The organism is Pseudarthrobacter sp. MEB009 (assembly GCF_030208875.1).
GTDB lineage: Bacteria > Actinomycetota > Actinomycetes > Actinomycetales > Micrococcaceae > Arthrobacter.
The window spans coordinates 156,773-179,958 of sequence record NZ_JARVTC010000002.1 but is presented as its reverse complement, the minus strand read 5'-3'; the positions used below and the strand labels follow the sequence as shown (position 1 = coordinate 179,958).

The window sequence follows — 23,186 nt, the reverse complement described above, 5'->3', positions numbered from 1 at the left end:
CTGTCAGCCGGCCGAAGCGCCCGGCACCGCCTGGTCGAGGTACGCTGCGGCGTCCCGCAGTTCTGCGGCCGGATCGGTCCGCCACCTGGACAGGACCACCTCGGCTTTCCGCCGTTCCATGGTGCTAAACCCCGCCAGCATCGGCGCCACGACGTCGGCGAGCAGCGGGTCAGCCAGTTCCCCGGTAGCCGCGGAGCGAAGGAACCCTTCAAGGCGGGTCAGGTCGGAATGCAGCAGGGTCCGGACCCTGGTCTGCAGCAGCACCACGGCCGCCAGCCGCCGCTCAAAAGCGGGGAGTACGCCGGGTGCCGGCCGGGCCCACAAGGCGGAGGCCAGCAGGAGGATCCCGTCGTGGTCGAGGTCCCGGAACTTCCGCAGCGCGTCCCGGATGGTGCCCCGCACGGCACCCACGGACGACCCGTAGGAGGCGAGGACACCGCCCAGCCGGGACCCGACGTCGTCCGCCCGGTACCAGGCGCCCTCATTCTGCAAGGTGATGTCGATGAATTCCACGGCCGGACCCACGGAACCGCCGGCGGTCACCGGCCCCGTCCCGCTGAGGAGTGGCTGATGCAGTAGGGCGTCCAGGGCCTGGCCTCGAGCCTGCCCTCGGCAATGGGCCCGCCGCACTCGAGGCAGCTCCCGTAGGTACCGTCGGCAATCCGGGCCAGCGCGGCGTCGACCTGCGCCAGGCCAGCGGCGCTTTGCGCTGCCAGGGCGGACGCCTGCGAGAGCTCGAAGGCGATGGTGGCGCCTTCCGGGTCGTGCTCGTCATCAACGTTGGAGTCCTGCCGGGCGGAGCTGGCACCGGCTATTTCGGCCCGCAGGGCAGCGACCAGAGCCAGTTTCCGGGCGCGCTCCTCTTCCAGGAGCAGCCGGAACCGGTCGGCGCTGGCCTTCGACAGTCCTGGCCGTGCCATCAGTACCAGTTGTAGGCGATCGAATGGTTCCAGGCCGCGCAGGGCGAGCCGTAGCGGCCGCTGATGTAGCCCAGCCCCCATTCGATCTGGGTGCGGTAGTTGGTCAGCCAGTCGCTGCCGGCGCTGGCGTACTTTCCTGCGGGCAGGGACTGGGCAATCCCGTACGCTCCGGAACTCGGGTTCGTGGCGGTGGTCCGCCAGCCGGACTCCTTCATCCACAGCTGGGACAGGCAGGGGAACTGTTCCTGGCCCCAGCCATAACCGGCCAGCCTGCCCGCCGCGTAGTTTTTCGCGCCAGCGGGATCATTAACGGCGCCGCCGGGCACGGAAGGGACGACGACGGGAGGCCGGACGGGTTCCACCGGCACCTGCGGGGCTGGGGCGGGGTTCGCCGGTGCCGGGATCGCGGGGGCGGGGTTCGCGGGTGCCGGGTTTGCAGGGGCGGGGTTGGCCGGGGCGGGTTTTGCAGCGGCAGCGGCCACAGCTGCCCTGGCGGCGTCGTCGGCCTGCCGGCGGGCCAGTTCTTCGGCAGCCTTGCGCTTGGCATCCTGCGCGGCCTGGTAGGCGGCTTCGGCTTCCACGCCCTGCCGGTACTCCCCCTCGACAGCCGCGGTGGTGCCTTTCAGCGACGCCAGCTGGGCCGTAAGTTCGGTACCACGCCGTTGCCCGTCGTCGATCTGCCGGGCCATGCCGGCCTGCGCATCGCGGGCGGCCTTCAGTTTCGTGGCAGCCTCAGCGGTGAGGCGTTCGCGTTCGGTCCGGGCTGCCTGCTCCTGTTCGCGGAGGGATTCAGACACCTTGGCGGCGGAAGCAGCCCTTTCCACCAGCGCGGCCGTTTTGTCCCCTACCATCTGGACCACGTTCAGGCCCTGCACGTTGTTGTGCTCCAACGCGTCCAGGGCCACGAAGAACCCTGTGTTGGTGCCGCCTGTTTTGTAGGACTGCACGGCGAGGGCCCCCAGCTCCTTCCGGTGCCGGTCCACGTCGGCAGTGGCTGCTGCGGTTTTTGCGGCCAACGACAGCAGCCTGGCATCCACTGCCTGGAGCGCGGCATCGGCCACGCCATAGTCTGCGGCGGCGGTTACGGCCTGGCCGCCGAGTGTTTCGGCCTGTGCTGCCAGTCCCGTCAGCAGCTCGTTGATTTTGGCGATTTCCGTTGCCTTGCCGGCCTCGGTTTCCTTGGCCTGCTGCACGTCCTCCCACGAGGGATAGCCCGAGGGCGGCGCCGGCTCGCCGGCCATGGCGGGCGGCAGAACGGCCGAGCCGGCCAGGATAAGTGCCAACAGGCCGCCGGCCAGGGGCGACCGCACTTTGGAAACGAACGGGGACATAGTCCCGAAGCCTACCGGCGTCCGTCCGCCGGAACACGCTGAAGTGTCCACATCGTTACATTGGGAGCTGCAAAACGTGGACCTAGACTGGGGCCATGGGCACTCCCCGCCGTCCTTCACGTGGCACGCCGCGCTGCGCAACGGCGGCCGTTGCCGGCCTGGCCCTGGCCGCCCTGACTGCGTGCTCTCCCCCAGCCAATCCGACGCCGGCGTGGTCCACTCCAGCCGCCGCAGAACCGGCACTCACCGTGGAAGTAAACCAGTCCCGGGACCAGTACGGGCGGCATGGCATTGAGTTGCTGATTACCAACAGCACAGACAGTCCGGTCACGGTCAGCGACGCCCGGCTCAGCACTTCCCTGTTCCAGCAGGACATCCGTTGGGACTCCGCGGGCGGTGTAGTGGTCGTGCCACCGCACCAGGCCAAAATCCGAACCGCAATGTTGCCCACGGCTGCCTGTCCGGAGCCGGGGCGGCCCACTTCCAGCGGGCCTGCCGCGGTGGCCACAGCGACGTTGACGCTGCCGGCGGCAGACGCCACCGCCCCGGCCACAGTACCGCCCGCCCCCGCTCCCACCCCCACCAGCATCGCGTTGGAGGCAACTGATCCCCTCGGAATCCTGGCCCGGAACAACGCTGAACTTTGCCTTTCGGCGGCTGCGGCAGCGGTAGCGGATCTGGCCCTGGCGCCGGACCTGGCCGTCGCGCCGGACCTGCGCACCGCCGTCGTCCACCTGCTGGTTGATCCTGCTGGCGGGGCCCGCGGGAGCGGCCGGCTGACCCTCGAACGGTTCGAAGGCACCACGCTGCTGGCGGAAGCGTCGGCGGATCCCTGGCCCGTTGACACCGTTGTCAGGGCGGGAGATGCGCCGTTCGTTATGAACCTGCGGCTCCGGCCCGCGCGCTGTGACGCGCACGCTGTGGCGGAAGACAAAGTGGGCACACTGCTGCCCGTCCGGGTGGCAGTGGGGATGCGCTCAGGACAACTGAAACTCGTTGCCGGAGCCACCCTGCGCGGCCAACTTTATGACTTTGTGACGAAGGCCTGTGCGGCCGGCTGACCGGATGGCGTCCTTCGAGTTCAGGGGCCCGGCAACACACCAGCGATGGACAAAACAGGGATCCGAGAGGCCCACCTCGCATGTTATCCAAATGTGACAATTGGTCGGCACCTGGGTTATGGTCTTGATGTGTCCCTCTCCAACGGGGCACTCCCACCAGCATGCCGAGCCCTGCCGCTGGCCTGGGATCAATCGTTTCCGGATGGCAGGGACGGGGGAACCAAGTTTCCACGGCTTCTTTGAAGCCTTGGGGTTAAGTCGATAGCACCTCTGTCCTTGATGGGGTGCTCCCGGCCGGGTAGCTCCAACCCGAACCCGACAGCTCACCCCGCAGGCATGGGAGAGGCGATCTATCATGTCAAAAAACACCCTGGCTGCCCGTCACCGCGCGGTGCCGACCCATTCCATCGTTCTTGAAGGCCTGGCAGTTTCCGCCAAGTCGCAGGCCAAGTCCCTGGGCCGCCCGGCCCTGGCCGTGGCCGCCGCATCCGGCATCGCGTTCGGCATCGGCGCCCCGGCCCACGCCGGCGTGACCGCACCGGATACCACCGGAACCAGCAACGTCCAGGCGTACTCGGCACCGGCAGCGCCCGCTGCAGCGCCTGCCCCTGCCGCTGCCGGCAATGTCCACACCGTTGTTTCGGGTGACACGCTGGGCGCCATCTCCTCGGCCAACGGCGTCAGCCTGAACGACGTCCTCTCCGCCAACGGGCTGTCCATCTCGGCCGTCATCTACCCGGGCGACCAGATCCAGATCCCAGGCGCCGGCTACGTGGCAGCCCCCGTGTCCGCCCCGGCCCCGGCTCCCGCCCCGGTCCAGGCTGCAGCCGTTGCCGCCCCGGCCAACACCGGCATGAACCTCAGCTACGCGTCCGCTCCGGCAGCCTCCACCGGCACCGGTACCGGCGCCGCAATCCTCGCCTCGGCTTACAGCCAACTGGGCGTTGGCCAGGACTGCACCGCCATGGTGGAAAAGGCCCTGCGTTCGGTAGGCAAGTCCGTGGGCGACCTCGCCCCGGGCCAGTTCTTCCAGTACGGCAGCGTTGTGGGCTCACCGGCCCCCGGTGACCTGGTCATCACCGCCGGCCACGTTGGCGTTTACGCCGGCGACGGCCAGGTTGTCAGCGGCGGCGTGGACGGTTACAAGACCGAGGTCCACTCCATCAGCTGGCTCGCCGGAGCTTCCTTCGTCCGCGTAGCGTAGCTTCGCGGCGCAGCAAGCGCCTGCACCACCGCAAGGGCGGCAGCCGGGATCAGTCCCGCTGCCGCCCTTGGCGTTTAAGGAATGCGGCGCGGAACCGGCGGGGCCCCGAACCAGCGGGCCCGGCCTGACCTCAGGTGCCGCAGTAGGTCCGGTAGGCGCCGAAGTCGGCCGGCGGCCCTTCCGCGAACCGCTCCAGGCCCGGCCGTTCCGTGAACGGGCTGCCAACGGCGTCCAGCAACAGGTGGAATGGTGCCAAGTCACCGGCAGTGGCGGCGGCCAGGGCTTCCTCCACCAGGTGGTTGCGCGGAATGTAGATGGGGTTGGTCCGGTCCATCAGGGCGGGGTCCGGCTGCCGGGCCAGCCACCGCGCCGCCCAGGCGTCGTACGCGGCCAGGTCCATCATCATGCCGCGGACCGGTCCGGCGTCACCCCGGGCGGCCTTGACCAGGTTGCGGAAAAACTGCGTGTGGTCCACGGGGCCGTCCTTGAGCAAGGCCAGTGCGCCGTCAACCAGCCCGGCGGTTTCAGGGTCTGCAGGTGAGCCATCCGCCGGTGCCGGCAGTCCCAGCTTGGCCAGCATCCCTGCCTGCCAGGCCGCACCGTAAGCGGGCCGGAAGAGTCCCAGTGCTTCCACTGCCAGCTCCACCGCCTTTTCCTGGTCCTCGTGGAGGAGCGGCAGCAGCGCTTCGGCAAGCCGGGCAAGGTTCCATTCCGCCACTATCGGCTGGTTGGAGTAGGCGTACCGGCCGCCGGTATCGATGGAGCTGTACAGCGCGCCGGGATCAAACGCGTCCATAAACGCGCAGGGCCCGTAGTCGATGGTTTCCCCGGAGATGGTCATATTGTCGGTATTCATCACGCCATGCACAAATCCCACCAGCATCCACCGTGCCACCAGGTCCGCCTGCGCCGCCAGGACATTCCTGAAGAGCTCCAGGTAGGGCTGGTCGGCGGCAGCAGCTGCCGGGTAATGCCGGGCGATGGCGTGGTCGGCCAGCCGCCGCAGCAGGTCCACGTCGTCTGCGGCCCGGGCGTATTGGAAGCTGCCGACTCGCAGGTGGCTGGCCGCGACGCGGGCCAGGAGGGCTCCGGGCAGCAGCCCTTCGCGGCGGACCTGCCGCCCGGTGGCCACAACGGCCAGGGCGCGGGTGCTGGGGATGCCCAGCGCGTGCATGGCCTCGCTGACCAGGTACTCGCGGAGCATGGGGCCCACCACGGCCAGGCCGTCCCCTGCCCGGGCGAAGGGCGTGCGGCCCGAGCCTTTAAGGTGCAGGTCCAGCTGGTGCCCGTCGGGGCCGGTCACCTCGCCCAACAGCAGTGCCCGGCCGTCGCCCAGCCTCGGCGAGTAGCCGCCAAACTGATGCCCTGCGTATGCCTGCGCTACTGGTGTGGCGCCGGCCGGGACATCGTTTCCGGTCAGCAGGCGGATGCCGTCGTTGCTTGAAAGGAATTCGGGATCGAGTCCCAGCCGCCGCGCCAGGCCATCGTTGAGGACCAGCAGTGCAGGGTCCGGCGCCTCTTCGGCCTGCCACGGGACAGCGAGTTCGGGAAGCTCGCGGGCGAAGCGGTTGTCCAGCGTTAAGGTCGTTTCTGCGGCAGCGCTCATGCCTTCAGCTTATCGCCGCCGTTCGAGCGCCGGTTGATCAGCCAGGTAATGAGCCACAGCACAACGCCGATGGCCATCAGGCCCCCGGCGATCTGATATTGGATCGGGTTGCGGCCCACCCATGGACCGGCCAGGAAACCGCACAGAAGGGCGGCCACCAGGGGCAGCAGGCCGGGCGAGCGGAAGGTGTGCGCCCCGGCCGCTTCCGGCTTGCGCCGCAGGATCAGGCAGGCCACGTTGACCACCGTGAACACGCACAGCAGCAGGAAGGCGGTGGTTCCGGACAGGTTCGCCACGATGTTGCTCTTGGGATCGCTGGTGACGTAGATGATGAGGCCCAGGGCCAGGGCGGTGGAAAACGCGATGCCTGCCCACGGCGTCCGGCGGACCAGCAGGACCTTGCCGAGCTGGCGCGGCAGGACCCTCTGGCGGGCCATGCCGTAGATCAGCCGGCTGGCCATCAGCATGTTGATCAGGGCCGTGTTGGCCACGGCGAACACGGCAAGGAACGGGAAGATCCGGTCGATCGGGAAGTCCGGCGACCCTTTGTGGACCACTTCAAGCAGGGCAGCGCCCTCGGCCTCGCGGATCCCTTCCAGTTCCGTGGGTGAAAGCACGCTGACCACGGAGATGGCCACCAGCATGTAGAGGATGACGGCGATGCCCAGGCCGGTGAGCATGGTCCGGGGAAAGATCTTCTCAGGGTCCTTGGTTTCCTCCACCATGTTCACCGAGTCCTCGAAGCCCACCATGGCGAAGAACGCGATGGAGGTCGCGGCCGTGACCGCCAGGAACAGCCCCTTGTCCTGGTAGTCCGTAAAGACGAAGACCTGTTCGGGGTTGCCTGTTCCCTGGGCCATCACGTAGAAGCCGACGCCGATGACGATGCACAGTGCGAGCATCTCCACCAGGGTGAGCACCACGTTGAACTTCACGCTCTCGCCCACACCGCGGAGGTTGATGGCGGCCAGGACCAGCATAAAAACGAGGGCCACCACGGTGACCACGCCCTGCCCGGGCTTGGCCAGCCAGCCGTTGACCTCCAGTCCGCCGAAGAAGTTCTGGGCCAGGACATTGGCGGAGGTGGCGGCGCTGGTGATGCCGGAACAGACCACGGCGAAAGCCACGAGGAAGGTGACGAAGTGTATGCCGAAGGCCTTGTGCGCATACAGCGCCGCTCCTGCTGCCTGCGGGTATTTTGTCACCAGTTCCAGGTAGGAGAAGGCGGTGAGCGTGGCCACCACAAAGGCCAGCAGGAACGGCAGCCACACCATGCCGCCCACCGTGCCGGCCATGGTGCCGGTCACCGCATACACACCGGCACCCAGGATGTCCCCCACGATGAACAGCAGCAGGAGCTTGGGCCCCAGGACCCTTTTCAGTTCGGGCTCGCTGTCCCGGGTGGCGTGGGAGACTTCCTCGGATGTCGCGCTCATTGTGACCTCCATGCTGCGCTGCGTGGTTCGGCGGCGGGTGCCGGTCAGATCACTCTGAACCCCCGAACGCAGCTTTGGCAATGCACTGGCCCTGGGAAGCTAGATCTCTTCTGTTGGCGGGGCCACCGGCGCCGCCTCATCCTGAAGGAGCGGGTCTTCCTGCCATCGGTCGGGGTTGTCCTCCGCAGCGCCGGGGTAGCTGTCCGGCTCACCCTTGACCGGATCAAGTTCCAGGGAGGCCGTCGCGCCGGGTGTTTCCGGCAGGATCACGTCATCGTCCTGGACCACTTCGAGTTCTTCATCCGGAAGGTTTTGTTCGGTCATGGTGTTGCCTTTCCCTTGGTTGGCTTATTGATATTTCGTAAGCCTACTGAGTATCACGGGAAGGGGAAACCTTGCCGACGGCGGCCTGCCGCCTAGCGGATGCCGGCCGCCCGCAGCGTTCGGGCCAGCTCGCCCGCGGCCGAGTGGAGGGTTGCCACCGTTTCGGCCAGCACGGCTTCCGTCGCCAGCTCCGTGGGAATCGAGCAGCTGATGGCATCAGTACCCGGAATCCGGTAAGGAACCACCACGCTGACGCAGCAGAGGCCCACCGTGTTTTGTTCCCACTCGCGGGAATGGCCCTGTTTGCGGAACGCTTCCAGTTCCAGCTTCAGCGCCGGAAAGTCGGGAACTGTGTTGGGCGTGAGCCGGGCGTAGGGGCCGTCGCCGATCCGCTGGCGTACTTCCGGGTCTGTGTATTCGGCCAGGATGGCCTTCCCCAGTGCGGTGACCTGGGCAGGCAGCTTGCGGCCAACGCGGGAGGAGAGCCGGCGCCGGTCCACTGCCTGGCGGGTGGCGAGGTAGATCACGTCGGACCGGTCCAGGCGGGCGTAGTGGGTGGTGAAGGTGGTGGCGTTGCGGACCTTTTCCAGCACTGCCGAAACGTGCTCCATCACCGGGTCACGGTCCAGGTACGCGGTCCCGCACAGCAGCGCGTGCGTGCCGATCCGGTAGGCACCTTCGGCGGTCTGCTCAATCCAGTTCAGTTCCACCAGGGTCAGCAGGAGCCAATGCAGGCTGGACCTTGGGTAGCCGGTCAGCTTGAAAATCTCCGCCGTGGTGAGCGGCTTGGGCGCGGCGGCCACCAGCTCCAGGATGGCGATGGTGCGCTCGGCAGACTTGACCAGCTTGACGTCGCCGGCCGTCCCCTGGGTGGTGCCGGGCTGTGTCTCCAGCGGTGTCATCACTACTTCCCCTTCCGCCACAGTCCTGGCCGACGGCACGTCATTTGGCGGCCAGGTGCGGGTAGTTGTCCATGCCCACCCTATGGCCTTCGCTGGCCCAGAAGCCGCCAAGCAGCCCTGCCCACGTGTCCTCCGAAGCCGTATCCACATCTGCTGCGAAAGCCTCGGCATCATCCTGGGGCTCAAATCCGATCCGCCGGCCGGCATCGAGGCTGGCCCAGCCGCGGCTGTTTGCTGATACCGCCCATACCACGTGATGGCCGGGCGCGCCCTGGTCATTCAGCGTGGCCTCCACCAGGCGGAACGAGTCAGCGGGCGAGAGCCACGAGCCCAAAGTGCGGACATTGCCGGGCCTTTCCCCGCCCGTGCCGATGCGGGCGCTGACTACCTTCATGCCGTACTTATCCGCGTACAGGCTGCCAAGCGCCTCCACCGCCGCCTTGCTGACGCCGTAGTACGTGTCGGGGCGGGGTACAAGGACCTCGTCCTTGGCCGCGGCCCCCGTGGGATGGAAACCCACGGCATGGGTGGAGCTGGCCAGCAGGACACGTTCGACGCCGTTGCGCCTCGCCGCTTCCAGGGTCACCTGGGTGCCGGTGATGTTGGTCGCCACCAGTTCCGCCCACGCCTTCTCCCTGTGCAGCCCGCCCAGGTGGATGACTGCAGAGACGCCATCGAGGGCGGCGAGCATAAAGTCCGGATCCGAAACGGAACCCACATGCACGCTCTCCCGTGGGCCCGGCCCGTCAGCTTCGGCCAGGTCCAGTAACCGGACGGTATGGCCTGCGGCTGCAAGGTAGGGCCGGAGCAGGGTTGCCATCATTCCGGCCCCGCCCGTCAGGGCGATGGTGTGGGGGTTGGGTGCTGCAGACAAGATTCCTCCGACGGTTGACAGTCTGTGATTGTGATCATACTCTCATGAAGTACGTTTCACAGGATAACAGCAATTTACATATGTAAAAAGGAGAACCAGCGTGGATTCGAAGAAGATCTCCCGCTCCCGGGCCGCAGTGGCACTGACCATTGCTTCAGCCGCAGTCCTCACGGGCTGTGGAGCTGGCTCGTCCGCTCCGGCCGCCACCGATGACGGCCAGCCCATTGAAGTCTGGGCCCGCGCCGGTACCGATGCCGCCACCACCTATGCAGCACTTTTCAAGGACTTCACCGCCAAGACCGGCGTGCAGGTCAACTTCCAGGGCGTCCCGGACCTGGACCAGCAACTGCAGACGCGGGCCGCGTCCAAGAAGCTTCCGGACATCGTGATCAACGACTCCGCCGCACTGGGCAACTACACGGCGCAGGGCTACCTCAAAACGCTGGACAAGTCCTCCGTTGACGGCAATGACAAGATCGCCGATTCCCTGTGGGACGAGGCCAAGGGCCTGGACGGCGCAACCTACGGCGTCCCGTTCTCCCGCCAGACCATGATCACCGTCATCCGCAAGGACTGGCGTGAAAAGCTGGGCCTGCCCGTCCCCAAGACGCAGGAAGACCTGGCAGCACTTGCTGAAGCCTTTGCCACCCAGGATCCGGACGGCAACGGCCAGGCGGACACCTACGGCATGACGGTTCCCGGTTCCACCGAGCGCGGTTACCTGGGCTGGTGGGCCTCCTCCTACATCTGGCAGGACGGCGGCTCCTACCTCAAGGACGAAGGCGACGGAAAGTTCTCCGCCACGGCCTCCAGCGCAGAAACCCAGAAGGGCGTCACCTGGATCAAGCAGCAGTTCTGCAGCGCCGGCAACACCCAGCCGGGTGCGCTCACTGCCGCCACCAGCACCGCAACCCCCTTCTTCCAGACGGGCAAGACCGGCATCATCCTTACCGGCCCCTACAACCTGGCCGCGTTCGACACCGCTTTGGGCAAGGACACCTACGAGGTCATCGAAGCTCCCAAGGGCTCCGTGGACAACACCGTCCTGGCTGAGGGCGAGAACATCTACGTCACCGCCAGCAACGGCAAGCCGGACCAGACCAAGCAGGTCATCAACTACCTGGTCTCCGCCGACGGCCAGAAGGCCGGTATGACCGGAGGCAAGCAGCCGATCGTCCGCGTTCCGGTGAACGAAGACGTCGACGCCGCCACCGTCTACAACGATCCCCGCTGGGGCCTGGTCCAGGACGCCCTGAAGAACTCCTCCAAGGCATTCCCGTCCGCGATCAACTTTGTCCCCGTCAAGCAGGCAGTGGCCGAGTCCCTGAACAAGATCGTTGCCGACTGCGGCGCCGACAACATCACGTCCGGGCTCAAGGATCTTGACACGGCCATCAACAACGAGCTGACGAGCCAGAACGCCAAATCATGACAGTAACCCCAACGAGGCCTGCGGAAACGCGGGCAGCAACCAAAGGCGGCAAGCAGCTGCCGGTCCGGCGGCGGGGCAACCGCAAGCAGATGCTGGCTATCTGGCTGTTCCTGCTGCCGGCGGCCATCCTGGGCCTGTACTTCAAGTTCATCCCGATGTTCGAAGGGGTCCGGCTGAGCCTGTTCAAGGTCCAGCCGTTCCTCGGCGACGTTTTTGTTGGCTTCGACAACTACGTCAACGTCCTCACGGATGTCCGTTTTATGGACGCCCTGGGCCACACGGTGGTCCTGGGCCTCGCCCAGACCCTGGGCGCCCTGGTGGTGGGCTTCGGCCTGGCCCTCCTGCTGGAGGGCCAGGCACGGTCCCTGTGGGTCCTGCGCACCGCGATCTTCCTGCCGGTGGTCACCGCGCTCGCCGTGGTCGGTGAAATCTGGCGGATCCTCTACTTCCCCACCGCCGACGGACCCCTGAATACCATCCTCGGCTGGGTGGGCCTGGAACCGCTGCAGTTCCTGAACGGAACAGACACCGCCCTCTGGTCCATCGCCGTCGTAGGCATCTGGAGCGGCGCCCCGTACAACATGGTGATCATCCTGGCCGGCCTGACCGGAATTGACAGGACGCTCTACGAATCAGCGGGTGTGGACGGTGCCACCATCTGGCAGCGGCTGCGCTACATCACCCTGCCGGCGCTGCGCCCCTCGATCGTGATTGTGCTGACGCTGGCGGCCATCCGCAGCCTCCGCAGCTTCACCGAGGTATACGTGCTGACCGGCGGCGGTCCGGCCGGATCCACCGAAGTCTGGATGACCCGGATGTACTCGCTGGGTTTCCAGCGGAACGACATCGGCGTTGCCTCCGCCGCAGCGGTCCTGCTGCTGGTGGTCACGCTGCTGCTCACCGTGGGCACCCAACTCCTGGCCCGAAGGAAGGCACAACGATGAACCGGTCCAGCACCAAAACCCGACCCAAGCCGCAGGGCAGCCGGCCGTCGTCGTCCTCCCGTTTTGATTCCGCCCTTGGCTGGTCCCCCGGCTTCAGCACCAACATGGTGCTGCGCGTCCTGCTCTGCATCCTGGTGTTCTGCATCTTCGCGCTGCCGTTCGCCGCGATCATCTCCGGCGCCTTCGACCGGAACACCAGCCCCACCGAGATCACGCTGCTGCCCAAAACGTTCACCCTGGCCAACTTCGAAGCTGCGGCGCAGCAGGGACTGTGGGGCTACCTGCTCAACTCCCTGGTTGTTGCCGGCGGCGGGCTGCTGCTCCAGATGACCGTGTCCGTGTTCGCCGCCTACAGCCTGAGCCGGCGGAAGTTCCGCGGCCAGGCCCTGGTAATGCTGCTGGTCCTGCTGACCATGATGCTGCCGGAGGAAGTGATCGGCATCCCGCTGTCCCTGGTGCTCGGTGACCTCCCGCTGCTGGGCATCAGCCTGCGCGGCACCGTCCTGGCCGTCATCCTGCCGGTGGGCATCTGGGGTTTCGCCATCTTCATCATGACCGAGTTCATGAAGGAGATCCCGCCGGAGATCGAGGAGGCAGCGCGCCTGGACGGCGTGGGCGAGTTCCGCATGCTGTTCACCATGATCCTGCCGCTGTGCAAGCCGGCCCTGGGCGTCATCGGGATCTTCGGCTTCATGATGGTGTGGGACCAGTACCTGCTTCCCCTCATCGCCGCCAACGATCCCAGCGACTACACCCTGACCGTGGCGCTTTCCGTCCTCCGCAACGACACCACCGTTGGCCCGGGCGTCCTGCTGGCCGGCGCCGTTATGGCCATGATCCCCAGCCTGCTGGTGTACCTCTTCCTGCAGCGCTCCATGATCCGGGGCATCACCTCGGGCGCCACCAAGGGCTAGGACCGCCCGGCCGCCCGCCCCTCCCACGAAAGTAGTTCCATGAAAACCAGCACCACTTTTCCCGCCGCGCCCGCCCCCACCGCGGCGGACCTGAAAATCACCGACATCACCATCACCCCCATCGCCTTCTCCGACCCGCCGCTGTTGAACGCCGTGGGCGTCCACGAGCCCCTGGTCCACCGGGTTGTCATCGAGGTCAGGACGGCCAACGGCCTGCTGGGCCTGGGCGAATGCGCCGGCGGCCAGAGCCGGCTGGAAAACCTTGCCGTGGGCGCCAACGCCATCAAGGGCCTCGGCGTGTTCGACACCTCCATGATGGAACAGCTCATCACCCGGGCGCTGGACCCCAGCCTCTCCTCCTTCGAAAAGGCTGCCGTCTTCTCGGCGTTCGAGGTTGCCGCCCTGGACATCCAGGGCCACGCCACGGGCCGGACCGTGAGCGAACTGCTGGGCGGAACCGTCCGGGACGAGGTCCCCTTCAGCGCCTACCTGTTCTACAAGTGGGCCGAGCACCCGGCACTGGACGGCCGGCCTGCCATCACCGATGAATGGGGTGAGGCCATGGACCCCGCCGGCATTGTCCGGCAGGCGCAGAAAATGATTGCCGAATACGGGTTCAAATCCATCAAGCTCAAGGGCGGCGTGTTCCCGCCCGCGCAGGAAATCGAAGCCATCAAGGCTCTGCGGGAAGCATTCCCGGAGATGCCGCTGCGGCTGGACCCCAACACCGCCTGGACCGTGGAGACCTCGCAGTGGGTGGCCCGGGAAACCGAGGGCCTGCTCGAGTACCTGGAAGACCCCACCCCCGGGCTGGAGGGCATGGGCGAGGTGGCGGCCACCGCCGCCATGCCGCTGGCCACCAATATGTGCGTGGTGGCGTTCGACCACATCAAGCGCAGCGTGGAACTGGACTCCGTGCAGGTCATCCTGGGCGACCACCACTACTGGGGCGGCCTCCGGCACACCCGCGAACTGGGCACCCTCTGCCAGACCTTCAGCATAGGATTGTCCATGCACTCCAACTCGCACCTGGGCATCAGCCTGGCCGCCATGGTCCATGTTGCCGCCGCCACGCCCGCCCTGACCTACGCCTGCGATACCCACTACCCGTGGAACGGGCACAACGATGTGGTCAAGCCGGGCGCGCTGCGCTTTGTTGACGGCAGCGTGAGCGTCCCCACCGGCACCGGCCTGGGCGTGGAACTGGACCGGGACAAGCTGGCCGAACTCCACCAGCAGTACCTCGACGCCAACATGACCGCCCGGGACGACACCGGCTACATGCAGCGGTTCGTCCCCGAATACACGGCAGACCTCCCCCGGTGGTAACAGCGCCAACGCCACAGGCCACGGGGTACCTCTACCCCTGGGACGTTCTGGGCGATCCGGACGCTGCCGGCTGGCTGGGCAGCGCCGGCGTGGACCGGGTGGCGTTGGCAGCCGCGTACCACTCGGTACGGGCCGGAACCCCGCGGCATCCGGTGCGCCGCGTGGTGGACGCCCGCTCCGCGGCGCTCTACGTGCCGGCCGGCGGGGCGTTTACCGGCCAGGCGCTGGTCCCCGGTTCCGCCGCTGAGTGGACCGGGACGGAGGATTCCTTCTCCGAGGCGGCCTCGGTGGTCCGGAGCGCAGGGCTGCCAGTGGATGCCTGGACGGTCCTGACGCATTCGAGCGCTGTGGGCGGCAACAACCCGGACCTCTGCGTCCGGAATGCTTTCGGTGAGGTCTACCGCTACGCGCTTTGCCCGTCGCAGCCGCAGGTCCGCACCTACGCCGCCGCCTTGGTGGCGCAGGTACTGGCGGAGGGCAAGCCGGACGGATTGATCCTCGAGGCCGTTGGGCCACTGGGCTTCGGCCACCAGAACCAGCACGAAAAGACCGACGGCGCGGAGTATTCGCCGTGGGTGCAGGCCCTGCTCTCGCTGTGCTTCTGCGAAGCCTGCCTGGCTGCCTGCGAAGCCCGGGGGCTGCCGGTCCAGGAGTTCCGGAGCCGGGTCCGGCAGGCGGTCCTTGCAGCCGTTGACCCCGAGGCTGCCCCCGGTACCGCCCCCGGTGCCGGGGATTTCCTGCCGCTGCTCGACGTGCGGTGGGACGCCACCGCGGCGCTCCTCGACCAATGCCTCGAAGCTGTCGAAGCGTCCGGCGCCCACCCCCGGATCTCGCTGCACACCTCCCCCGATCCCTGGTCCACGGGCCCCTTTGTCCCCACGGCTGCCCTGCGCCGCAGCAAACTGTGGCCGGAGATGGCCCCGGTGACCGCCGTCGTCGCCTGCTGGGCTGACCTGGAGCAAAGCACTGCCGCCGTGCGGGCGTTGCGCGCTGCCGCGCCGGACGCCCGGATTGGCGCATACGTGCTGGCTTTGCCGCCCAAACCGGCCGACGGCGGCGACCTCGCCACGCAGTGGCAGGCGCTGGTGGAGTCAGGGGCCGCTGAACTGCACGTCTACCACCTTGGCCTGGCGTCCACGCGCCGGCTCCACGCCATCGGAGACGCCCTGGGCGCGATCCGGTGAAAAGCGGGCCGGTGCCGGTCCCCCCTCCGGCACCGCCCTGCCCACCGGTGTCGCTCCCGGCACCTACACTGGTGGCGTGACTCCCGTTCCCTCCCCCGGCCCCATCACCGTGATGGTGCAGTCCGGCCCCGTTGACTGGTGGGTGGTCCTGGCCGGCCTGGGCCCACTGGCCGTCCTGGTGGCAGCCCTCCTTGCCTTTTACATCAACTGGCGCACCCTCAAACAGCGCACTGCCGCGGACCGGACCGCCCTCGAGCAGAAGCGGGAAGCCGACGCGCAGGCGCTGCGGCAGAAAACCGAGGCGGACAGCCGGGCCGAGTGGTGGCGGCGGACGCAGTGGGCGCTGGACCGCGCCCTGGATGATGACCAGGGGACCAAGGCCCTGGGCCTGGCCACCCTGGATGTCCTGGCCCGCAGTGAACTGGCCCGCGAGGAAGAGCTGGAACTGTTCGATATCGCCTGGAAAAATGTGGCGGGTGAAGAGAACGGGGAGGCCGACGGCGGCACACCCGGGATCCCGCGCGTGGACGTTGAGGACAACATGGGCGAGAATGGAACCACGGACATCGGCAGGACCAAGGAGGCTGGACCATGAGCGCTGCATCATCCGAACACCGGTTTATCCACACTCCGCGGAGCGCCGCGGCCAAGCAGGCACCCCGGAAATCCACTCCGGCTGAACACCGCGTCCAGGTGGCAGCGGCCCGGCTCCGGGTCACCCTTGATGAACGGTTGGGCCGGGAAACGCCGGCCAGGACCAAAGCCCTGGCGAAGGAACCCATTTAGCTCCCGGAAACGGCAAAACGCCGCGGACCCCCTTTCAGGGTGACCGCGGCGTTTTTGGCTAACCGGCCAAGCCGGAACCAAGTGCCCTACTCCGGTTCAGTGCCCTACTCCGGTTCGGTTCCCTGCGTCGGGGCCTGGTTCCGGACCACGCCGTTGCCGGTGGCGGCAACGGGCTGTGCCGCTGCCGGCGTGGCGGGTTTCGCCGGAGCGCCGGCCGTGGACTGGCCAAAGCCTTTCAACATTTCGATGATGTCGAAACCGGTGGTGTCCTTGAGGAGCTGCGCGGTCTCGTGCACGCCCGCAGAAACGTTCCGGCTGACCTGCCCGGCGCCGTCGTTGGAGATGACGGTCATGTTGCTGATGGCACCCATCGGCGCGGCAATTTCCTTCGCGATGGACGGCAGGACTTCCAGCAGCCTGTTCAGGATGGCGGCCTCATTGAACTCGCTGTAGGCCTTGGCCTGGGCTTCAATGGCCTCGGCCTCGGCCGTACCGCGAAGGCCAATGACGTCGGCTTCGGCGATGCCCTTGGTTTTGGTCACCTCGGCCTCGGCCAGGCCACGGATCTTGTTGATCTCCGTCTCGGCGTTGCCCTTGGCGGTGTTGGCGGCAGCCAGGGCTTTAGCCTCCACCTCGTTACCGGTGGCGCGCAGCTTGCGGGTTTCCAGCTCAGCGGCGGCCTCCACCTTGGTGGCCTCCGAGATCCGGGTACGGCGCTCAAGGTCTGCCGCCGCCTCGGTTTCCACCTTGTACTTGGCGGCGTCCGCGGGCTTGCGGACCTCGATGTCCAGTTCCTTCTCGCGCAATTCTGCCTGGCGGGCCACCACCTGCTGGTTCTTGAGGATGATGGCTTCCTGCTGGTCCGCCTGGGCCAGCGGGCCCGCAGCGTCGGCTTCGGCCTGCCGCGCGTCCGTTTCCTGCTTCAGCTCAGCACGGCGAAGGGCCAGCTTCTGCTCAGCCTCAGCAGTCTTCTGATCCGCGAGGGCTTTGGCTTCCGCAGCTTCACGCTGGGAGTTCGCCTCCGCGATGCTGGCGTTCCGGGCCACCAGGGCGGCCTCGGGCCGGCCCAGGTTCTTCAGATAGCCGCCGGTGTCATCAACGGACTTGATCTGGAAGGTATCGATGACCAGGCCCTGATTGGTCATCGAGTGCTCGGCTTCCTCCTTGACGGAAGCGGCAAACTGGGCGCGGTCCTTGATGATCGCGTCAACGCTTAGGGTACCCACAATGGAACGCAGGGAGCCCGACAGGGTTTCCTGCGTGTAGTGGTCAATAGCGTCCTGCTGGTCAAGGAAGCGCTGTGCAGCCTTGCGGACGGAGATCTTGTCGCCGCCTACCTTGACCTGCGCAACGCCGGTGAGCTTGAGCTGGATGCCGTTGTTGGAGATCGCCTCGATGGTGACCTCAACCTGGCGCGAGGACAGCGAGATGTGGCTGACGCGTTCGGTGATCGGATTTACGAAGGCCCGGTTGTTGATGATGACGCGGGACTGGTCGTCCGACGTTTCATTTGTAGTGTTTGGATCGCTTTTGCCGGTAATCAGCATGGCCTCGTTGGGCTTGGCGAACCGGATGCTTTTTGTGTAGAACGTAAATCCTGCGATGAGCAGCAACAGGACTGCTCCTCCGGCGATCAACAGGACCGCCAGGGTTCCCCCAATAATCATTTTTCCCCTTATCAAATGTCAGGTGCCATTCCACCCTACGTGCCGCCGGCGGGCGGGCGGAATGCTTTGTGGCTTTCCACTGCGGTCCACCGGTTAGGGCCGGGGCCGCATCAGCGGTGGATTCAACACGGCCCGGGTGGGCTGGCCAGGAGCCGGACGGGCTGCGTCCACCAACCGGAACAAGGCCGCCGGCCGCCCGGTATCCCCGGTTGTCATCCGGCCCGTGTCTTCGAGGAAGCCAGCTGTTCCGGTGGCTTTCCGGTGGAAATTCCGGGGATCAAGCCTGGTTCCCCAGACAGCCTCATAGACCCCACGGAGCTGGGCCACCGTGAATTCCTCGCCGCAAAACACTGCAGCCAACGGCGAGTATTCGATTTTCGATTTGGCCCGCTCGAGGGCGTCCACCAGAATCCGGCGGTGGTCGAAGGCCAGGTCCAGGCTTTCGAGGGCCTGGTCCACCGGATACCAGCCGGCGTGTTCGGCGTCGCTGCCGGCGGCAAGGACCGGAAAGTTGGGCGCGAGCAGGAGGTGGGCCACGGTGAGAACATCGCCGCGGGGGTCCCGGCCGCCGGGGCCGTAGCTGCCCAACTGTTCCAGGTGGCCCGGCATGCGCGCCACTCCGGTTTCCTCGGCCAGTTCCCGGGCGGCTGCGCCCACCAGGTCCTCGCCGGGAAGAACAAAGCCGCCCGGCAGGGCGAGGGACCCCCGGAAGGGTTCAATCAGCCGGGTGATCAGCAGAACGTTGAGCCGGTCATTCACCACAGTGAGGGCAACAACGTCGACAGTAACCGGGAAGCGTGCCGGCGCGGAGGTTTCGCTCATGCCTCCATCCTAAATAGTTATCGTCAGGTTGACAATAAAGCCCGACGGCGGTTAGCGTTTCCTTATCGTCAAGTTGACGAGATTCCGAGCGAGGAGAACATCATGGCCAGCATCAAGCGCTGCCCCTGGATCAGCCACTTCCTGGGCAGCCCCACGGGTTACGTGGTGCACCTGCAGAAGGGAACCGTCCGGCACCAGGGTGTGGGCCAGGCCTTCTGGTACCGCCCGGCCAACTCGGTGCTCAGCGAGGTACCTGTGGACGACCAGGAACTGCCCACCCTCTTCCACGCCATCACGCGGGACCACCAGGATGTGAGCATCCAGGCCAACGTGACGTACCGCTTCATCGATCCAGTCGCCGTCTCCAGCCGGCTCGACTTCGGGCTGCAGCCGGCAGGGTCCGGCCCGGCAACGGGAAAGGAGCAGGTGGCCACCATCATTGGCCAGCTCTGCCAGAGCCACGCGATCGACCAGATCGCCACCACCACGCTCGCCGAAGCCCTGGCACGTGGCGTCAGCCAGCTCCGCGCTGTCCTCACCGAGGCGCTCCGGGGCGACGCCCGGCTGCAGTCCACGGGTATCGAGATCCTGGGGGTGCAGGTTTTGGCGGTGCGGCCGGAGTCGGATGTTGAGCGGGCGCTGCAGACGCCCGTGCGCGAACAGCTCCAGGCCGAAGCGGACCGGGCCGTGTACGAAAGGCGGGCGGTCGCCGTCGAACGCGAACGGACCATTTCCGAGAACGAGATGGCCAGCCAGATTGAACTGGCCACCCGGCGCGAGCACCTGGTGGCGCAGGAAGGTGCCAATGCCCGGCGTGCGGCCGAGGAGAAGGCGGCGGCCGGCCTGATCGACGCGCGGGCCCTGGCAGAGCGGCAAACCATCAGCACGGATGCGGAGGCGAACCAGATCCGGCGGGTGGGTGAAGCCGCGGCGGCCCGGGAGGCGGCCACCATGGAGGTATACCAGGGGATGGACCAGGCCACGCTATTGGCCCTGGCACTGCGTGAGGCTGCGGGGTCGCTGCCCAACATCGGGAACCTGACCATCACGCCTGACCTGCTCAGCGGCGCACTGGCCGGGCTGTTCAAGGAGCCTGCTGGTGCAGCTCCGGCAACCATCACCAAGTAGGGGCATCCCATGGCGACACCGCGTTTGGTCATAGTCCACCGCCGCACCGAACTGCAGGAACTGCTGGACCGGCACGCCACCCGGGGGCAGGCTGAGTTCTTCCTCCGCACGCGGGGCCGCAGCATCTCCGATGTCCAGGCCCGGCACGACCGGATCACCGCCGCCCTGGTCACGGTCCGGGCTGCGATTCCGGCCGAATGGCGCCAGGCTGAGGTGGAGCGGGCGGACCTGAGCCGGTTCCTGCTGACGCCGGAGGACGTTATTGCCGTGGTGGGGCAGGACGGGCTGGTGGCCAACACGGCCAAGTACCTGTCAGGCCAGCCGGTGATCGGCATCGACCCGGAGCCGGGCGCAAACCCCGGGATCCTGGTGCGGCACTCCCCCGAAGCCGCCGCCGCGCTGCTGGGCAGGATTTCCGAGGCCGGGGATGCGGGGCTGGCCTGCCTGGACCTGGCCACCGTGACGGCACGGCTCGACGACGGGCAGGAAATCTCGGCGTTGAACGAGGTCTTCATCGGCCACGCGTCCCATCAATCGGCCCGCTACCAGCTGTCGACGCCGGATGGCCGGGCCGAGCGGCAGTCCTCCTCCGGCCTGATTGTTTCCACCGGGACCGGAGCCACGGGCTGGTGCGCCTCGATTGCCGGGGACCGCGGCGGGCGTTCTTTGCCGGCCCCGACGGACCCTGCACTCGCGTGGTTTGTCCGGGAAGCCTGGCCCTCCCCCACCACGGGAGCCTCACTCACCGAAGGTGTTTTGGCGGCCGGCGAATCGCTGCGGATCACCGTGGCGTCGGACCAGCTGGTGGTTTTCGGCGACGGGATGGAAAACGACCGGCTGACCGCGTCCTGGGGGCAGGAAATCACTGTGGTTCTGGGCGGCAGGCCGCTGCGGCTGGTGGCGTAGAATGCTCGGGCTAACGCCTATCGGGTGCCCCTGAATTGTCGTAGGGTGCTGGGAGAATTCAGGTATGGAAGGGCCCCAGGATTACCTGACGCCGACGACGCCGAGTGGCACCGCCGCTTTCCACGGCGCGGGAGTGCAGGGCATCGTTGCCGGGGCTGGTTCGGTGCGGCCAGCCGCCCATGGGGCCGGGGTACCGGATTTGGTGGCCGGGGTGCGGTCCTTGCGGCCGGCGGCCACGGGTGCGGGCCTGATTGACCAGATCCGTGGGTTGGAGGACCTCAAATCCGCTGCAGCCGCGGCGCAGGCCCGCCTTAGCATCGCCTTTGACCACCTCGAACGGCAGCGCCAGGCCGGGGCCGGGGTGCCCGCCGCAGAGCAGGGCCAAGGCGTCGCAGCGCAGATCGCGTTGGCCCGACGCGAATCCCCCAACCGGGGCAGCCGCTACCTGGGACTGGCCCGCGCACTCGTGACGGAAATGCCGCACACCCTTACCGCCCTGGATACCGGCCAACTCAGCGAATGGCGGGCCACCCTGATCGCCAAGGAAACAGCCTGCCTCACCGCCGCGGACCGGGCCGCCGTCGACGAAGAACTCGCCCCGGACACCGGAACCTTCCACGGAGCCGGAAACAGGACCATCACCACCGCCACCAAAGCCGCCGCGTACCGGCTCGACCCGCTCTCCGTCACCCAACGCGCCGCCCGCGCCGCCAACGGCAGACGCGTCACTCTCCGCCCCGCACCGGACACCATGACCCTCCTCACCGCCCTCCTGCCCGTGGCCGAAGGGGTGGCAGCCTACACCGCCCTCACCCGGGAAGCCGACACCCTAAAGTCCACCGGCGATCCCCGGACCCGCGCCCAGATCATGGCCGACACCCTCGTCGAACGCATCACCGGCACCCCCGGCGGAATCACCGGGATCACCATCAACCTCGTGATGACCGACCGGACCCTCCTGCAGGCCGACAGCGAACCCGCCCGGCTCCCCGGCTACGGAACCATCCCCGCCGGCTGGGCCAGGCACCTCGCCCGCCACGGGACAAAAACCCGCAACCCCGACGCGGCAAAGTTGAAGACCTGGATCCGGCGGCTCTACACAGCCCCAAGCACCGGAGACATCATCGCCATGGACTCCAAAGCCCGCCTCTTCCCACCGGCCCTGCGCCGGCTTATCGAAGTCCGCGACGACACCTGCCGCACCCCCTACTGCGACGCCCCCATCCGCCACCACGACCACGTCCTGCCCTGGCACAACGGCGGACCCACCACAGTTGAGAACGGCGCCGGACTCTGCGAAGCCTGCAACCACACCAAAGAACTCCCCGGCTGGAACACCACCACCACACCACCCAAACCCAGCACACCCATCGCCCCACCCCAAGGCCGACCCAGGCACCACACCCAACTCACCACCCCCACCGGCCACACCTACCACTCAACCGCACCCCCACCGCCCGGCACGCAACGTATCCAGCGACCACCCACCCCAACAGCCGCACCAGCGACCATCCCCACCGCGATACGACGCGCCAAACAGCAGAAATTCAGAGGTGCTTGCCGTGTCGAACTGCCGACAACGGGCTAACCGGGCACTTGTGTAGGGACACCTGTCAACACAAAAGCGCCCGGCTCATGGCCGGGCGCTTTTGACTAACTCGATGCTGAATTGCTAATGGTGTGAGTTGCCGGTCGAATTGGAGCAACTTCCAACAGGGTACGGCCGATCGTGCGGTGACAAGGTCTCTGGAGACGACGATCTCGTTCGGTTCATGTGGAAGTTTGTACCGCGTGACCGGTAATACAGCGGGCCTGCCGGCTTGGAGGATATTCGGGATTGCGCTGCTTGAGGACCTTTGGTTTCAAGGCAGATCCTCGTGCTGGCCGATCTCGCCGCGCCGCTGAGCAATTTGCATGGCCACTCGAACCGCTTTAACTCGGATGTGGTTGAACGTCTTCACGACTTCTCCCGGCGACGCGTTGGACTTCTGCAGGGACCATGCAACGAGGTGGTCGTACTTTTTATGCCCCTCTATGTCCTCTGGAAGTGAACTCCTTGCCAGTGAAGCCATGTAGGCGTCGGCAAGGCTGTGGCAATGCTCGCCTGTGTTGGCGTTCCTTCTAAATCCAGCCTCAATGGCCGCAGCCAGTTCTGCACCGTAAGCCTCTGAGTTCATTTCTCGGGCGCCTTCTCCGGCGCATCAGCCATGTCTCGCTTCCGGGATTTGAACAACCCAGCAACTTTTCCGCTCGCAGCACCCGTGGCTCCAGCAAGGGCACCCCCAAGGCCCTTTACCGCGGTGAGGGCCTGCGGCTCGTCGGGTATCCCGTCGCCGTCGACGTCCACGGCTCGGAACGGGCGGGACACCGCAGCAGCGGCATTCGCGACCCCCGATCCCACGGCGGAGGCACCCGT

The 23,186-nt window shown here is 67.0% G+C and carries 23 protein-coding genes and 1 riboswitch; of the genes, 12 read left to right on the top strand and 11 right to left on the bottom strand.

The window, feature by feature from the left end; all coding sequences use genetic code 11:
- Positions 1-3: 3 nt before the first annotated feature.
- Genes QRN07_RS01010 through QRN07_RS01000 form a run of 3 tightly spaced genes read right to left on the bottom strand, consistent with a single transcriptional unit; the run spans position 4 to position 2,251 of the window.
- A complete protein-coding gene (locus QRN07_RS01010; protein WP_285240159.1) occupies positions 4-543 on the bottom strand; it encodes a DNA alkylation repair protein in 540 nt (179 codons plus the stop codon).
- On the bottom strand, positions 540-920 hold the full coding sequence (locus QRN07_RS01005; RefSeq protein ID WP_285240158.1) for a TraR/DksA family transcriptional regulator: 381 nt from the start codon (positions 918-920) through the stop codon (positions 540-542). Before QRN07_RS01005 ends, QRN07_RS01010 begins: the two co-directional genes overlap by 4 nt.
- Positions 920-2,251: a coiled-coil domain-containing protein gene (locus tag QRN07_RS01000; protein WP_285240157.1), complete on the bottom strand. Its 1,332-nt coding sequence runs from the start codon at positions 2,249-2,251 to the stop codon at positions 920-922. Before QRN07_RS01000 ends, QRN07_RS01005 begins: the two co-directional genes overlap by 1 nt.
- Positions 2,252-2,346: 95 nt before the next feature.
- On the opposite strand from QRN07_RS01000, the gene QRN07_RS00995 reads away from it, so the two are divergent.
- Together QRN07_RS00995 and QRN07_RS00990 are read left to right on the top strand one after the other, a co-directional pair.
- Entirely contained in the window at positions 2,347-3,312 is a 966-nt protein-coding gene (locus QRN07_RS00995) for a hypothetical protein (protein ID WP_285240156.1), read from the top strand.
- A 186-nt stretch (positions 3,313-3,498) separates the two neighbouring features.
- A riboswitch (cyclic di-AMP (ydaO/yuaA leader) is annotated at positions 3,499-3,664 on the top strand.
- Positions 3,665-3,667: 3 nt separating this feature from the next.
- Entirely contained in the window at positions 3,668-4,516 is an 849-nt protein-coding gene (locus QRN07_RS00990) for a C40 family peptidase (protein WP_050686183.1), read from the top strand.
- Positions 4,517-4,646: 130 nt separating this feature from the next.
- Here QRN07_RS00990 and QRN07_RS00985 read toward each other — a convergent pair whose 3' ends face one another.
- The 5 genes from QRN07_RS00985 to QRN07_RS00965 form a co-directional block, all read right to left on the bottom strand.
- Positions 4,647-6,122: a protein adenylyltransferase SelO gene (locus QRN07_RS00985; RefSeq protein ID WP_285240155.1), complete on the bottom strand. Its 1,476-nt coding sequence runs from the start codon at positions 6,120-6,122 to the stop codon at positions 4,647-4,649.
- On the bottom strand, positions 6,119-7,558 hold the full coding sequence (locus QRN07_RS00980) for an APC family permease (RefSeq protein ID WP_285240154.1): 1,440 nt from the start codon (positions 7,556-7,558) through the stop codon (positions 6,119-6,121). The genes QRN07_RS00985 and QRN07_RS00980 overlap by 4 nt, the downstream gene beginning before the upstream one ends.
- Before the next feature lie 99 nt (positions 7,559-7,657).
- Positions 7,658-7,882: a hypothetical protein gene (locus QRN07_RS00975; protein ID WP_285240153.1), complete on the bottom strand. Its 225-nt coding sequence runs from the start codon at positions 7,880-7,882 to the stop codon at positions 7,658-7,660.
- Positions 7,883-7,974: 92 nt separating this feature from the next.
- Positions 7,975-8,784 carry an IclR family transcriptional regulator gene (locus QRN07_RS00970; protein WP_050686189.1) on the bottom strand — a complete coding sequence of 270 codons (810 nt, stop codon included), beginning with the start codon at positions 8,782-8,784 and terminating at the stop codon, positions 7,975-7,977.
- 40 nt (positions 8,785-8,824) lie between these two features.
- Positions 8,825-9,658 carry an NAD-dependent epimerase/dehydratase family protein gene (locus tag QRN07_RS00965; RefSeq protein ID WP_082178324.1) on the bottom strand — a complete coding sequence of 278 codons (834 nt, stop codon included), beginning with the start codon at positions 9,656-9,658 and terminating at the stop codon, positions 8,825-8,827.
- Between the two features lie 100 nt (positions 9,659-9,758).
- On the opposite strand from QRN07_RS00965, the gene QRN07_RS00960 reads away from it, so the two are divergent.
- The 7 genes from QRN07_RS00960 (at position 9,759) to QRN07_RS00930 (ending at position 16,247) form a co-directional block, all read left to right on the top strand.
- Positions 9,759-11,090 carry an ABC transporter substrate-binding protein gene (locus QRN07_RS00960; protein ID WP_050686191.1) on the top strand — a complete coding sequence of 444 codons (1,332 nt, stop codon included), beginning with the start codon at positions 9,759-9,761 and terminating at the stop codon, positions 11,088-11,090.
- Positions 11,087-12,034 (top strand): carbohydrate ABC transporter permease, encoded by a 948-nt coding sequence (locus QRN07_RS00955; protein WP_050686193.1) that lies wholly within the window; start codon positions 11,087-11,089, stop codon positions 12,032-12,034. The genes QRN07_RS00960 and QRN07_RS00955 overlap by 4 nt, the downstream gene beginning before the upstream one ends.
- Complete coding sequence (locus tag QRN07_RS00950; RefSeq protein ID WP_050686195.1) at positions 12,031-12,948, top strand: carbohydrate ABC transporter permease; 918 nt, start codon at positions 12,031-12,033, stop codon at positions 12,946-12,948. The genes QRN07_RS00955 and QRN07_RS00950 overlap by 4 nt, the downstream gene beginning before the upstream one ends.
- Before the next feature lie 39 nt (positions 12,949-12,987).
- Positions 12,988-14,277, top strand: coding sequence for a glucarate dehydratase family protein (locus tag QRN07_RS00945; RefSeq protein WP_285240152.1), 1,290 nt, complete (start codon positions 12,988-12,990; stop codon positions 14,275-14,277).
- Positions 14,271-15,461, top strand: a complete 1,191-nt coding sequence (locus QRN07_RS00940) for a hypothetical protein (protein WP_285240151.1) — start codon at positions 14,271-14,273, stop codon at positions 15,459-15,461. Before QRN07_RS00945 ends, QRN07_RS00940 begins: the two co-directional genes overlap by 7 nt.
- A 76-nt stretch (positions 15,462-15,537) precedes the next feature.
- On the top strand, positions 15,538-16,056 hold the full coding sequence (locus QRN07_RS00935) for a hypothetical protein (protein WP_231686077.1): 519 nt from the start codon (positions 15,538-15,540) through the stop codon (positions 16,054-16,056).
- Positions 16,053-16,247 carry a hypothetical protein gene (locus QRN07_RS00930; RefSeq protein WP_050686201.1) on the top strand — a complete coding sequence of 65 codons (195 nt, stop codon included), beginning with the start codon at positions 16,053-16,055 and terminating at the stop codon, positions 16,245-16,247. The genes QRN07_RS00935 and QRN07_RS00930 overlap by 4 nt, the downstream gene beginning before the upstream one ends.
- Before the next feature lie 104 nt (positions 16,248-16,351).
- Here QRN07_RS00930 and QRN07_RS00925 read toward each other — a convergent pair whose 3' ends face one another.
- Both QRN07_RS00925 and QRN07_RS00920 read right to left on the bottom strand, forming a co-directional pair.
- Positions 16,352-17,914, bottom strand: coding sequence for a flotillin family protein (locus QRN07_RS00925; RefSeq protein ID WP_285240150.1), 1,563 nt, complete (start codon positions 17,912-17,914; stop codon positions 16,352-16,354).
- 93 nt (positions 17,915-18,007) lie between these two features.
- The gene (locus QRN07_RS00920) at positions 18,008-18,736 is read right to left on the bottom strand and encodes an NUDIX hydrolase (protein ID WP_285240149.1); all 729 of its coding nucleotides are present in this window, start codon (positions 18,734-18,736) and stop codon (positions 18,008-18,010) included.
- Between the two features lie 102 nt (positions 18,737-18,838).
- Between QRN07_RS00920 and QRN07_RS00915 the strand changes: the two genes are divergently transcribed.
- From QRN07_RS00915 to QRN07_RS00905, 3 genes are all read left to right on the top strand, one after another.
- Complete coding sequence (locus tag QRN07_RS00915) at positions 18,839-19,864, top strand: SPFH domain-containing protein (RefSeq protein ID WP_285240148.1); 1,026 nt, start codon at positions 18,839-18,841, stop codon at positions 19,862-19,864.
- A gap of 9 nt (positions 19,865-19,873) precedes the next feature.
- Complete coding sequence (locus QRN07_RS00910; protein ID WP_285240147.1) at positions 19,874-20,770, top strand: NAD(+)/NADH kinase; 897 nt, start codon at positions 19,874-19,876, stop codon at positions 20,768-20,770.
- 64 nt (positions 20,771-20,834) lie between these two features.
- Entirely contained in the window at positions 20,835-22,358 is a 1,524-nt protein-coding gene (locus tag QRN07_RS00905) for an HNH endonuclease (protein ID WP_285240146.1), read from the top strand.
- 274 nt (positions 22,359-22,632) lie between these two features.
- Here the strand turns inward: QRN07_RS00905 and QRN07_RS00900 are convergent, their stop codons facing one another.
- Positions 22,633-22,947, bottom strand: coding sequence for a hypothetical protein (locus tag QRN07_RS00900; protein ID WP_285240145.1), 315 nt, complete (start codon positions 22,945-22,947; stop codon positions 22,633-22,635).
- Between the last annotated feature and the right edge of the window lie 239 nt (positions 22,948-23,186).